Annotated in this window: 10 protein-coding genes; 6 read left to right on the top strand and 4 right to left on the bottom strand. The window is 36.2% G+C overall.

The genetic code is table 11. The features are described 5' to 3' along the window. Nucleotides 1-97: 97 nt before the first annotated feature. From msrB to NK356_RS23190, 4 genes are all read right to left on the bottom strand, one after another. Nucleotides 98-1,195, bottom strand: coding sequence for a peptide-methionine (R)-S-oxide reductase MsrB (msrB, locus tag NK356_RS23175; RefSeq protein WP_253318161.1), 1,098 nt, complete (start codon nt 1,193-1,195; stop codon nt 98-100). A gap of 17 nt (nt 1,196-1,212) precedes the next feature. Continuing rightward, nucleotides 1,213-1,656, bottom strand: a complete 444-nt coding sequence (locus NK356_RS23180) for a DUF417 family protein (protein ID WP_034697509.1) — start codon at nt 1,654-1,656, stop codon at nt 1,213-1,215. An 80-nt stretch (nt 1,657-1,736) separates the two neighbouring features. Further along, entirely contained in the window at nt 1,737-2,006 is a 270-nt protein-coding gene (locus NK356_RS23185) for a hypothetical protein (protein ID WP_253318162.1), read from the bottom strand. Nucleotides 2,007-2,011: 5 nt separating this feature from the next. Next, a complete protein-coding gene (locus NK356_RS23190; protein ID WP_253318163.1) occupies nt 2,012-2,566 on the bottom strand; it encodes a sigma-70 family RNA polymerase sigma factor in 555 nt (184 codons plus the stop codon). A 271-nt stretch (nt 2,567-2,837) separates the two neighbouring features. Between NK356_RS23190 and alaS the strand changes: the two genes are divergently transcribed. The 6 genes from alaS to NK356_RS23220 all read left to right on the top strand — a co-directional run bounded on the left by alaS (nt 2,838) and on the right by NK356_RS23220 (nt 13,763). After that, on the top strand, nt 2,838-5,441 hold the full coding sequence (gene alaS, locus NK356_RS23195; RefSeq protein ID WP_034697511.1) for an alanine--tRNA ligase: 2,604 nt from the start codon (nt 2,838-2,840) through the stop codon (nt 5,439-5,441). 541 nt (nt 5,442-5,982) lie between these two features. Further along, entirely contained in the window at nt 5,983-7,458 is a 1,476-nt protein-coding gene (locus NK356_RS23200; protein ID WP_034697512.1) for an alkaline phosphatase PhoX, read from the top strand. A 65-nt stretch (nt 7,459-7,523) separates the two neighbouring features. Then, on the top strand, nt 7,524-9,338 hold the full coding sequence (locus NK356_RS23205) for a cytochrome-c peroxidase (protein WP_253318164.1): 1,815 nt from the start codon (nt 7,524-7,526) through the stop codon (nt 9,336-9,338). Nucleotides 9,339-9,643: 305 nt separating this feature from the next. Then, on the top strand, nt 9,644-11,971 hold the full coding sequence (locus tag NK356_RS23210; RefSeq protein WP_253318165.1) for a hypothetical protein: 2,328 nt from the start codon (nt 9,644-9,646) through the stop codon (nt 11,969-11,971). A 75-nt stretch (nt 11,972-12,046) separates the two neighbouring features. Then, entirely contained in the window at nt 12,047-12,283 is a 237-nt protein-coding gene (locus NK356_RS23215; RefSeq protein WP_034697514.1) for a hypothetical protein, read from the top strand. An 88-nt stretch (nt 12,284-12,371) separates the two neighbouring features. After that, a complete protein-coding gene (locus NK356_RS23220; protein WP_253318166.1) occupies nt 12,372-13,763 on the top strand; it encodes a M20/M25/M40 family metallo-hydrolase in 1,392 nt (463 codons plus the stop codon). Nucleotides 13,764-13,955: the final 192 nt, after the last annotated feature.

Raw genomic sequence — 13,955 nt, forward strand, 5'->3', positions numbered from 1 at the left:
TAAATATTAATATTTTCAATGTATTTATACTTTTTATCGGACAGTAATGGGTCGCATAAAAAAGACTGTCCTTTTTGAACAGCCTCTTTCTTTCACATTACTTTTTATCTAACAACGGAAGATATTTTCCGTATCCTTTACTTTCCATTTCCGCTTTTGGAATAAATTTCAGCGAAGCACTGTTGATACAGTAACGAAGTCCTCCTTTATCCTGTGGTCCGTCTGTGAAAACGTGACCTAAATGGGCATCACCGGTTTTACTTCTTACTTCTACTCTATCCATACCGTGGGTACGATCCAGTTTTTCATCAATTAAACCTTTGGTAATCGGTTTTGAGAAACTTGGCCAGCCACATCCGGATTCAAATTTATCTGTAGAGACAAACAAAGGTTCTCCTGTGGTAATATCTACATAAATTCCTTCACGGGTTTCATTCCAGTATTCATTCTGGAAAGGTCTTTCTGTCCCATTTTCCTGGGTAACATTATATTGTTCTGCAGACAGTTTTTCTTTCAGAACCTTTTTATCCTGTTTTTGATAAGTCGGTTTGGGAAGTGGATTGGCTTTTTTCGCCATTTCAAAAAGTCCCGGTTCAATATGGCAGTAACCGCCCGGATTTTTATCCAGATAATCCTGATGATAATCTTCTGCCTTGTAGAAATTTTTCAATGGAATGGTTTCTACTAATAAGGGCTTGCTATAGTTTTTTGCAAGTTTCTGAACTTCATCTTTTACTACAGCTTCATCTGTTTTATTGGTGAAATAGATTCCTGTTCTGTACTGGTTTCCTCTGTCGTTTCCCTGCTGATCTTTGCTTGTAGGATCAATAGTTTTAAAATATAAATCAATCAACAGTTTCAGATCTACCTGTTCAGAATCATATTTTACTTTTACGGTTTCTGCAAAACCTGTTGTATGACTTACCACCTCTTCATACGTAGGATTTTGGGTATTTCCGTTGGCATACCCCACTTCTGTTCCTACAACACCACGAATTTGTTGAAAAAAATGTTCTGTTCCCCAGAAACATCCACCTGCAAAATAAATCTCTCTAACGTTTTTGTTATCCATAATTTTCTCATTTTCTTTTTTTATTTCCACTACATTAGGCTTGTTTTTTTTGAAAAGCCCGGATCCCGCAGCAAATACTGCTATACCCAGAATGATTCCGAGTACAATTAATATATTTTTCATTTTTACCTTTTTATTCATTACTTATTATTTTGAACGATCATGAATCCAAATCCTAAAAGCATAAGGTCTTTTAGAATAAAGAAATCCGTCACAGGCACTCCGTCCACTATTTTCCATATTCCCGGTGTTGTAAACAAATAGCTTAATGTCACCAGAAAAGTTACGATCATTCCTATCCCTGCATACTTTTTCAATACAGCAAATTTCGCACTAAATATCAGGAGTAAGGCAATGATAATTTCTATCACTCCGATAAGATTTGACACTGCCTGGACGCTTATAATTTTATATACGAAAAAAGTTAAGAAATGGTTTTCTACCAAGGGTTTTATTGCAGCAGCTTCCGTGGGAGTGAATTTGAAGATACCAATCCACAGTAAAATAAGTGCTGCTCCGAAAAGCGAGATATAATATCCGATTCGGGTTAATTGATTTTTAGATTCCTGTGCTGTTCCGACCATATTTTTAAGATTTTAAATGAATACTTTATTGTTTTCAAAAGTATAGTCGGAGCTATTTTAAAATCCTGACAGAAATTTTCCTAGAAATTTAATTTATCGATCATTTTATTTTTAAAATCCTGAATTTCAGAATCATTAATTTCAGCTTTTTCTTCAGAGAATTTCTTTTTAAAAACCTTATCCAGAAGCGCCAGCTTTTCATTGTACATTCTGCACCATTTGCAGATCATCAAATGCATACTGAGCATCCTGTTTTCTTTGGAAGAAATAGATTGGGCATTCCTCTTTTCCATCAGTAAAGTGGCTTCACTGCATGGTAAAAATAATATATGTAGTATTCTTCTTATCATTTCTCTTATGATTTTGAAAACCAGTTAAACTCCAGACATTCTCTCAACTGCATTCGGCTTCTTTGCAAAATCTTCCAAAGATTAGTCGTAGAAACTTCTAATTCCTGACTTACTTCCGGTGCTTTTTTTTCTTCGATATAATACATTTTAAGCAGAATCTTCCATCTGGAGGGCAATTCTTCAATACATTCTTCCAATGTTTTATTAAATTCTGTACTGTCTAAAAGCTCATCACCATCGCCAGAAACATTCCAGTCATTCAAAACATCATTATTTTTCCATGATCCGGTTTCATCAAAAAAATGATCAAGTCTGATATTCGGTTCAGATTTATATTTTTTCCGGTAAAAATCTGCGACTTTTCTGTTCAGAATAGCCATCAGCCAGGTCAATGCCTGACTTTTTCCTTCAAAAGAATCATAAGCTGAGTAAGCTGCAAGAAAAACTTCCTGAACCACATCCTGTGCATCTTCTTTATTTGAAAGAACGTACAGCGCACGCTTCAAAAGTGGTCCTGAATATTGTTCTATCCAGTTTTTCAATTCTTCATCTTTAGTCATTGGAAGTGTTTTTTCTCTTTTTTCAGATCGCAACGAAGGTAGGAAGTTAAATGTAAAATTACAAAATTAGATAGATTATTATTGATTACAATCATTACAAAACTTCCATTACAGACCTTCTAGGTTTTGAAAACCTAGAAGATTTACCACACATCCATTAGCCAAACTCGTTATCATTCAAAACATAGCATAAAATTATTACAAATCGCTTAAAAATCTTAAATTTGCATCTTATCAAAAATTTGATATTTAAAAAAGCAAAAGCAATACTATGACATCACAAGAGATACGTCAAAAATTTTTAGATTATTTTAAAAGTAAGGAGCACTTGATCGTTCCTTCAGCTCCTATTGTGCTGAAAGACGACCCTACCCTTATGTTTTCCAACTCCGGAATGACGCAGTTCAAGGATTTCTTCCTTGGCTACAAAACCCCTACCGCCCCTAGAATTGCCGATACCCAAAAGTGTCTTAGAGTTTCAGGGAAGCACAATGACCTGGATGATGTAGGTAGAGATACTTACCACCACACCATGTTTGAAATGTTAGGAAACTGGTCTTTCGGGGATTACTTCAAAAAAGAGGCTATTGCTTTTGCCTGGGAATTACTGACTGAAGTATACGGAATTCCAAAAGAAAATTTATATGTAACGATTTTTGAAGGGGATGCTTCAGAAAATCTGGACAGAGACCAGGATGCTTATGACTTCTGGAAATCTCACATTTCAGAAGACAGAATCATTAACGGAAATAAAAAAGATAACTTCTGGGAAATGGGTGAAAGCGGACCATGCGGACCGTGTTCAGAAATCCATATTGACTTGAGAACACCAGAAGAGAAGGCTAAAGTTTCAGGACTTGAATTGGTGAATAACGATCACCCTCAGGTTGTTGAAGTATGGAACCTGGTTTTCATGGAATTCAACAGAAAAGCAGATAAATCTTTAGAGAAACTTCCAGCTCAGCATGTAGATACGGGAATGGGCTTTGAACGTCTTTGTATGGCGCTTCAAGGGAAGTCTTCCAACTATGATACTGATGTTTTCACTCCGCTTATTTCTAAAGTTGAAGAACTTTCAGGTAAAAAATACACCGGAATTTTAGAAGACGAAAAAGATATTGCGATCCGTGTTGTGGTAGACCACATCAGAGCGGTTTCCTTTGCTATTGCAGACGGACAATTGCCATCCAACGGAGGAGCTGGTTATGTGATCAGAAGAATTTTAAGAAGAGGAATTTCTTATTCTTACCGATTCCTGGATATGAAAGAACCTTTCCTTTACAAGTTGGTTGCTGTGCTACAGGAACAAATGGGAGCTTTCTTCCCGGAACTTGAAAAACAAGGAAAACTGGTTGCTGAAGTGATTAAAAGTGAAGAAGATTCATTCTTAAAAACAATTGAAAACGGTCTGATCAGAGTAGAAAAACTAATCCAGCAGACTATTGCAGATAATCAGAAAGTATTACCTAGCGAAGAAGTTTTTGAATTGTATGACACTTATGGTTTCCCTGATGATTTAACAAGAATCATTGCTGAAGAAAAAGGATTAACGATTGATGAAGCAGGTTTCAAAGCTGAAATGGAGAAACAGAAGCTTCGTTCAAAAGCTGATTCTGCTCAGAAAGTATATGACTGGGTAAATCTTGAATCAAAACCTGAAACATTTGTAGGATATGACCAGATGGAGTCTGAAACCTATATTACAAGATACAGAAAGGTAGAAAACAAAGACGGAGAATTTTACCAGGTGGTATTAAGCAGTTCTCCTTTCTATCCTGAAGGAGGTGGACAGGTTGGTGACAAAGGGGTTCTTGAAAATGCTGTTGAAAGCTTCGAAGTACTGGAAACTAAGAAAGAAAACGGATTGATTATTTCATTAATCAACGGTCTTCCGAAAGATGCAGGTGCTGTTTTCTATGCTAAAGTAAACGCTTCTGAGAGAAAAAATTCTCAGGCTAACCACTCTGTAACTCACCTTCTGCACGAAGCTTTAAGAGATGTTCTAGGAACTCACGTAGAACAGAAAGGTTCTTATGTAGGTCCTGATTACTTGCGTTTTGACTTCTCTCATTTCAACAAAATGACTGAGGAAGAATTAGCACTTATTGAAGAAAAAGTAAACAAAAAGATCAAAGAAAGTATTGCTTTACAGGAGTTCAGAAATATTCCGATTCAGGAAGCTCTGGAAAAAGGGGCAATGGCTTTATTTGGTGAAAAATATGGTGACAGTGTGAGAATGATCCAGTTCGGAAGTTCAAAAGAACTTTGTGGAGGTACTCACGTAAAAAACACCAGCGAAATTGGTCATTTCAAGATCACTTCTGAGGGGTCTGCAGCTGCAGGAATCAGAAGAATTGAGGCTATTTCAGGAGACAAGTCTGAAGAATATTTCAACAATCTTGAAAAACAGATCATTGAACTTTCTCAATTATTAAAGTCTAAAGATGTTGTAAGATCTATCGAAAAACTGATCGAAGAAAACATTTCATTGAAGGCTGAAGTAGATGCTCTTAAGAAGGAAAAGGCAAAAGGAGAAATCGGAGAATGGAAGAATGCTTATGAGCAAAAAGGCAACAAGCAGCTTTTAGTAAAGAAAACTTCTCTGGATGCAGGTTCTGTAAAAGACATCGTATTCCAGTTGAAGAGAGAAATTCCTACTTCAGTAACAATTATTCTTTCTGACGCAGACGGAAAACCAATGATTACCGTTGGAGTTTCTGATGATCTTGCTGCTGATTACCAGGCTGGAGCTATCGTAAAGGATCTTGCTAAAGAAATCCAAGGTGGTGGTGGTGGAAACCCTGGCTTTGCAACGGCTGGTGGTAAAAACCTTGAAGGTATAGAAAACGCTTACCAAAAAGCTTTGAACATCTAAAATAGAAACCTCTATTATAAATTTTAGCCCCGGCTGTCTCAATTCTGAGACAGCCGGGGTTGTTTTTAGTGTATATCATATTATTTAACGCAAAGTATTTTCTACAATACCTTATAATTTTCAGGAGGCAAAGAATGGAATCAACTTCATTGATTCTGACTAAGCATGTGTACTATTCTTACTTCTCGCAGATCAAACGAATTACGCAGATTCTTCCTCAAACATCTGCATAATCTGTGAAATCAGCGGGAAATTAAAATAATTCAGGAAAAAGCTTATATAAGCTGGATATATGTTTTTATTTAGCGCTAAGGATCGCAAGAAGCTCTCATATATAAAAGCCTTAGCGTCTCTACGTTACAATATACTATTCTTTATTACTCAGATATTCATCAAAGTCTCTCTATTTATATCCGTTCTAATTATTGACCTTATCTTAACAAACCATTACTTAATATTAAACTAATTGTTTTGTCTTCTTAAAACATAGTTAACACTAGACCTTTAGTTTTGCCATAATCGAAATTCAAAAAAAGTAATTATGAAAATTAATCAAACTATTGGAGCTCTATTCCTTGCAGCTATTGTTTTTCAAAGCTGTAACGATGACAACAGTAACTCTGATACTCCTGTGAATGACAAAATCAAACTTGAAAATTTTTCTAAAGAACCGGCTTTCGTTTATGGAATGGAAGGTTTTGAAAATTTAAATATTACCACTCTAATCTCTAGTTCTGATGTTCTTTCAGGTTCTCCAGATTTCGTTTTCGGAGGTCAGCCAGACGGAATGGGTCTTATGAAAGATCCTAACTCTGATGGCTATCTGATGATCACCAACCATGAGATCAAACAATCGGTATCAAGAGTGTATTTAGACAAAACATTTAAGCCTGTAAAAGGAGAATATATCTTAAACGGAACAGGAGGAATGACAAGATTATGTTCTGCTACGTTAGCAACTCCTGAAATTCATGGTTTCAGTGCATTCCTTACCGCAGGAGAATCAGGTGAAGAAAGTATGGTTCACGCTTTGAATCCTTTGGCACCTGCTTCTCAGGCAGCAGACAAAACAAGAGTAAAGCCAGCTTTAGGAAAGGCTTCTATGGAAAATGCAGTTCCGCTTCCTAAAGATGTTTCTAACGGAAAAACTTATATTATCATTGGTGAAGACCAGTCTTATTCTTCTTCTCACCAGTCTGCAGGACAATTGATCATGTATGTATCCGATACGCAGGGAGATCTTGATAACGGTAAGTTGTATTCTTTGAAAAGAACCAACAGCAACTATACTGAAACAGATATGACAAAAGGAAGCAGCTATGATGTAGAATTCGTGGAAATTCCGAACGCTAAAAACCTTACCGGAGCTCAGATCAATCAGAAAAACATTGACAATAATGCGATCCGTTTTTCAAGAGTGGAAGATGTAGATTACAGAAAAGGAGCAGGAAAAGGAAGAGAAATCTACTTTACCGCTACAGGTGAATCTTCTGATGGTTTGAATCCAAAAGCAGGATTAACAATGTGGGGAAGAGTATACAAGCTTGTTCTGAACGCTAACAATATGATGACAGGTAAACTGGAAGTTGTGGCTGAAGGAGATTCTAATCCAGGAAATAACCTTATCAATCCTGACAACTTATGTGTGACTGAAAACTTTGTATACATCCAGGAAGACGGAGATTCTTATTACAAAAATGCCAACCACGATTCTTATATCTGGCAGCTGAATATTGCTACAAAACAATACAAACCATGGCTGAACATGAGGCACAACAGAGGTGACTCTGCATGGCAGACTGCTTACAACCAATCCGGAGATCTTCAGAAATTCGGTTCGTGGGAATTCGGAGCGATGGTTGATATTTCAGACATCATCGGAATTCCGAATACCTTCTCTGTGAATATCCACTCACATACATGGCAACTGGATAAATTCAAAAACCCTGACGGTTCAGGAATCAACACCAACAAAGAAGGTGGACAGATTGTAATCATCAGAAACGTAGAAAAATAGTTTTAATTCCTTCATATCCAATTAAAGTATCAATAGAGAATCTCTGTTGATACTTTTTCATACCTATGAATAAGCTTTCAAAATACCCAATACTCCTTTTTCTGTACTGTGCAGCAGCGCTTTTTACTCTTTATTACTGTAAAAATGATAAGCATCAGCCGGTATACGAAGATCTTGGTTCTGTAAAAAACAGAATTATCAAAACCAATGCTGATTTCGAAAAGCAAATTAACGAACTGAAAACCCTGGTTTCTAAAAACGCTGATGAAAAACTTCTTCAGGAAAAATTTCAGGATATCCGAAAAACCTATAAAACAATGGAATGGGCGGTAGAATACTTTCTTCCCCACTCTGCAAGGTTTATCAACGGGCCTGCCCTTCCTGAAATAGAAATGGACGAGCATACAGAAATAGAGCCCGAAGGACTACAGGTGTTGGAAGAAATGTTCTATCCTTATGATAAAGGAAATAAAGAGGAAGTGATCAGAATGCTCAATAAGCTCATCAATAAAAGCAATACTATAGAAACCAACTTTCAGGTCATTACGATCAGTAAAGATCAGGTTTTTGATGCCTTAAGACAGGAAGCTTTCAGAATTTCCAGCTTAGGAATTTCTGGTTTTGACACACCAATCTCAGGAGTATTTTTAGAGGAAATGCCTTCTTCTCTGCAAGGAATTAAGGAAACTTTGGAACAAATCTCTACTGATCGTTCGAAAAATAAAGCCTTAAAAAGTATCGTGGCAGAGATCAGTTCAACCATTGAAGTTCTGAAGAAAAGCACAGACAAAAATACATTTGATTATGTTAATTTCATTCCGGATCACCTGAACAAGATCACCGCTTTGATGCTTGATTTTAAAGCTCAGGAGAACATTCCGGATGTTGATGTAACCACCGCTTTAAATAAAAATGCAGCTACTTTTTTCACTAAAAATGCATTTAATCCTAATGCTTTCACTCCGGGAAAAGAATATGCCTACTCCGAAGAAAAGGCAGCTCTTGGACATCAGCTTTTTAATGACAAAATATTGTCCAACAGCAATAACCGAAGCTGTGCAACCTGTCATATTCCAGAGAAAGCATTTACCGATGGTCTTGCCAAAGCCATGTCTCTTGAAAACTCGGAACTGGCGAGAAATACACCTTCACTCAACTATGCAGGATATCAGCATGGCCAGTTTTGGGATATGAGAAAGGATGATCTGGAAGGACAAAGTTCAGATGTGATCTCCAATAAAGAAGAAATGCATGGTGATCTGAATGTCATTCTTGCCAAAATCAATCAGGATAAAAATTATCAGGCAGCATTCAAAAAGATTTATCATTCTCAAAAAACAGAGGTTTGGCAGTTGCAGAATGTACTGGCAACCTATATTCGTTCGTTGGCGAAATTCAATTCAGCTTTTGATGAATATATGAGAGGAAATAAATCAGCGATGACAGAAAATCAAAAGCAAGGATTTAATCTTTTTGTTGGAAAAGCCCAGTGTGCAATCTGTCATTTTCTTCCTTTATTCAATGGTACCGTGCCTCCGAATTTCAAAAAAACTGAGCAGGAAATATTGGGAGTAGCTTTGAATGCAGAGAATAAAACATTTGATAATGATCCAGGAAGAGGAAAATTTCATGAAACCGTTCCTTCATTACAGCATTCCTTCAAAACACCAACTCTTCGAAACATTCAAAAAACTGCTCCTTATATGCACAACGGAGGGTACAAAACATTGAAAGAAGTAATGAATTTTTACAACAAAGGTGGCGGAAAAGCTTTTGGATTTAAAGTAGAAAACCAGACCCTTTCTGATGCTCCGTTACAGCTTACCGATAAAGAAATAGATGATATCATTGAATTCATGAAAGCGCTCAATGATCAGTAAAAGACGATTCTAAAACACAAAAAGAAAAACAATTAAAACTCCTGAATATGAACCCTTCAGGAGTTTTTTTATTGGTAAATGTCAGTAAAATACAGAAAGACTATCTGAACAATTTTATCCTTCGGGTTGCTTTGGAAAAAATCCATAAAAACATTAGATTAAATCAATGTTATACTCTGTTAAAAACTTTTCTACAACAATAAATATCATTATTTTTGACCTAGTTTTTTTACATGAAAAGGGGTTTACTGTTAATATTTTTTCTGATCTGCTTTTTGGGGTATTCACAAACAAAAATTAAGGTTGTGGATGACGCCAGTCAAAAGCCTGTCTTTAAAGCAAAAGTATCCTGTGACAATACAGTTATCGGATACACCAATGAACAAGGTATTCTGGAGTTTAAAACAGGATGTAAAAACATTGATATAGATGCTGATTCTTATCAGAAAGAAACCCTTACCGTGGAAAGCAGCATGGAAGTTTCCCTGCTTAAAAAAACATTAAAGACTACCAATATTGAAGCTGTTGTTATTGAAGATAAAAGTGATCCAAGAGCTCTGGAAATTCTAAGAAAAGTCAATAAACTATTTAACGAAAACTCACCCAAAAGCTTAGGATCATATTCTTACAAATCCTACGAAAAAATTTCTCTGGATATTGATGAAGACAGTCTTTCTCAGTTTAATCAGTATTTTAATGATCTTAATATTTTCAAGAAAAAAAGAGAAAAAGACTCTCTGAATAACATCACTGCAAGAAAGATATTTTCAAAAAGTAAACTCTTCCTTTGGGAAAGAGCTCAGGAGTTTTTATATTCCAAAAAGTACGGGGAAAAGATCAATATTCTGGACAACAGAATTTCCGGACTGAAGCAACCTATCTATGAAATGATCGCTCTTCAGCAAAGTAACAGGGATGTTGTTCCGGAACAGATAAAACCAGAAAACAGAGGACTGTACAGATTTTTCCTTTCAGACACAGTTACTCTTGACGGGAGAAAAAACTTTGTGATCCGTTTTCGTGAGGTGAATTACAAAAAACCGGACAGAAAACGAAAGTACAACGGTGCTATTTATGTAGATACCGAAACCTACGGGCTTAAAAAAATTGAAAATTTCAGTAAAAACAAAAACGACGGAATTATCACCAGTACCTGGGTGTTTTATAATAACAAATGGTTCCTTGCCCACGAAAAAGCCAAGCTTAAAATGGGTAAAATGGCTATGGATGACAAAGTGCATGCTGATGATAAGAAAGACAAAAAAAGCTTTGGTACCTACGCTTTTCTTACCTCAAAATATTTTGATTTCGAGGCTCCTATTGAAGAGAATCCAAAAGACTTCAAAGGCTACACTTTCTCTGTAAAAAATATTGACGGACATTCTCTGGACCAGTATAGAACCGATCCACTTACCGAGAGGGAAAAAAATACCTACACAACGATCGACAGTTTAGGAAAAAAATATAAAATAGACGGCAAAGCCCAGATTTTATCGGGATTACTGAACGGACAGATCAGAGTAGGTTCCGTAGATTTTGCCGTGGATGAAATTGTAAACTATAACTCCTACGAAGGTTTCAGATTAGGTTTAAAAGCCAAGCTGAATGAAAATTTCAACCCTTATTTTTCACCAGACTACTATTTTGCATATGGAATGAAAGACAGAAAATGGAAGTATGGAATGGGGCTTGACATGAAAACCACCCTGGAGAAAAACTCATTTTTCAGATTTGAGGTGTATGATGATGTAACCGCCTCAGGAGAATTCAACCGAAAGCTGTGGAATTTCAAGATGAGAATGATGAACTTCGGGAATAATTTAAATAATGACCGATATTTTCACTTTAAAGGAATGTCATTATCTTATCTGAACGATGTCACCAACGGACTTACCGTGGCCCTTGCTGTAAGAAGAAATACGGAAGAGGCTGAATTCGATTATCAGTTCAGAGACAGAGGAACTTCGTACCGAAATTTCAATACCCTTTTCACCTTAAAATATTCCCCGAATTCTACCAATATCATGACTCCGCAGGGAAAATCTCTGATTGATCAGAAATATCCTGAGCTGTATTTTAACTATGAGCAGAGTTACAAAATACTGCAGGGAGATTTTAATTATTCCCGTTTTGACGCCTTATTTGTTCATAATTTTAAAACTCCGATCGGGACTACAGGTTTCAGATTGTACGGAGGTCTTGTTCTGGGTGGAGCGCCTATCTGGAAAAACTTTACGATGAACGGACTGGCTTCTCCGGGTAAAGATTTTAATTTTAACCTTACTTCTTACCTTGGGTTTGCAACTCTGGAGGGAGGAAAATATTATAACGACAGATTCGTCGCGTACTACTTTACGCACAAACTTCCATGGTATTTCAAAAGTTTCGGACACAATGTTTCCAGTTTTGATTTTGTATTAAGAGGAACTATCGGAGATATGAAACATCCGGAATACCACCAGTTTAAATTCAGAAAATTAGACCATCTCTATCAGGAAGTCGGGTTGGAATGGAATAATTTCCTTTCCAGTTATTTTAACCTTGGACTATTCTACAGAGTGGGTTATTATGCTACTCCGCATTTCAAAGAGAACTTTGCTATTCAGTTTAAGTTGAAGTTTCTTGAGTTTTAATACTCTTTACCATACAAAATCTTTATTTTTGAATCAGAATTCAGAAATATTCAACGACAATATATAAAAAAGAACATGCAGAAAATCGAAATCAAAGCAGAACAGTTTTTTGAATTATTAAAATTAAAAGACACTCCGATGTGGGAGATTTTCTCACAGATGATTGATGGAAATGAAAAGGAAATTATCTTTTTGGACAATGAAGACAAAATCCTTTTTAATTATATTTTACCTTCTACACAGGAAAAACTGGAAGAAGACAGAAAGGAATTTTCAAAACAGTTTTCAGAGAAATTAGCTAACTTCAATTAAGAGTTCTTATGAATAAAAAGTACGTTCTCTCTCTCTCCTTGGGCTTTTTTTATTTGCCTTTGGAAATGCTCAGAATTATAAAAAACCTTTGGTTTCCGCCATCAAAGAATCTGATCTTCGTACCGATATGTATCAGCTTGCTGCAGATCAGTTCTGGGGTCGTGAAGCCGGAACTCTGGATGAATTGAAAGTTTCTATGTGGCTAGCCGACAAAGCCAAAGAAGCAGGAATGAAACCCGCTGGAGATAACGGAACTTTTTTCCAGTTCTTCGATATGTACAGGCATCAGGTAATTCCACAAAGTAATCTGAAAATTGGAAATACCAGTTTGAAATTATGGAAAGATTTCCTTGTCGCTGAACCTGTAAACGCTTCATTAGATGCTGAAATTGTATATGCCGGAAACGCAGAGCCTGAAGATCTTGCGAAACTGGATATCAAAGGAAAAGTTCTTGCAGTAAACGCTTCTGACAAAAACATTTCAAAAGATATGACCCTTTTTGTAAGAAGATATCCCGGATTTGTAAGAAATAAATATTATGATAAAGCTTTTCAGCTGGGAGCAAAAGCAATTATTTTCATCACCGATGATACTTCCGAACAAAGCTGGGTAGAAGTACTGCCTCAAATGACAAGAGGAAGCTACGGCGTAGAAGGATTAAGAGAGAAAATCACGAATAACATCCCTGTTTTGTGGATCAAAAGAGAAAATGCAGGCTGGGTAAAAAACAATCCTAAAGCTTCTCTGAACCTGATCACTGAAACTTATAAATATCCATCAGTTAATATTATCGGAAAAATAGATGGTACTGATCCCGTTCTTAAAAATGAATATGTTTTGCTAAGCGGACACCAGGATCATGACGGAATCAGACATCCTGTAAAGAACGACACCATTTATAATGGTGCTGATGATAATGCAAGTACTTGTGTTGCCATGTTAGCAATGGCCAGAGCTTATAAAAAACAGCCGGGAAAAAGAAGTATTCTGTTTGTTTTCCATGGCGCTGAAGAAAGAGGATTGCTGGGTTCAAGATGGCATGCAGCACATCCTGTAGTTCCGAAAGAGAACATTGTAGCCGTTCTGAATGGTGATATGATCGGAAGAAATGACAATAATGAAGCTGCCTTATTAGGTGGAAATGCTCCTCACAAAAATTCTGAAGAGCTGGTAAAAATGGCTGAAGACGCCAATAACGAAAGTACAAAATTCAAATACCTGAAAGATTGGGATTCTCCAAGCCATGCTGAATATTTCTATTTCAGAAGTGATCACCTTCCGTATGCTAAAATTGGGATTCCTGCCATATTCTTCACCAGTGTATTGCACGATCAGTATCATACTCCACAGGATGAATCTGAAAATATCAATTATAAAAAGCTTTATAAAATGACTGAATGGATGTATAGAACATCCTGGAAAGTAGCTAATGAAGCTGAACGTCCGAAAGTGATTTCGAATTTTTCGCTTGAAAGATAATCTATAAAAAAATTAAACCATTAAGAAAAATTTAGATGGTAAGGAAAGTTAAGATTCAAATTAATTTGAATGAAGCACCGTGCTTAATAAATATCTCAAGATATTTCTCCTTAAATATTCTTAAAAACTTTATTATTCTTAATGGTTTAAAATTTATTTTTAATTCATCATATTTCTTTTGTCTTGAAACAA

The organism is Chryseobacterium sp. S0630, assembly GCF_024158915.1.
Lineage (GTDB): Bacteria > Bacteroidota > Bacteroidia > Flavobacteriales > Weeksellaceae > Chryseobacterium.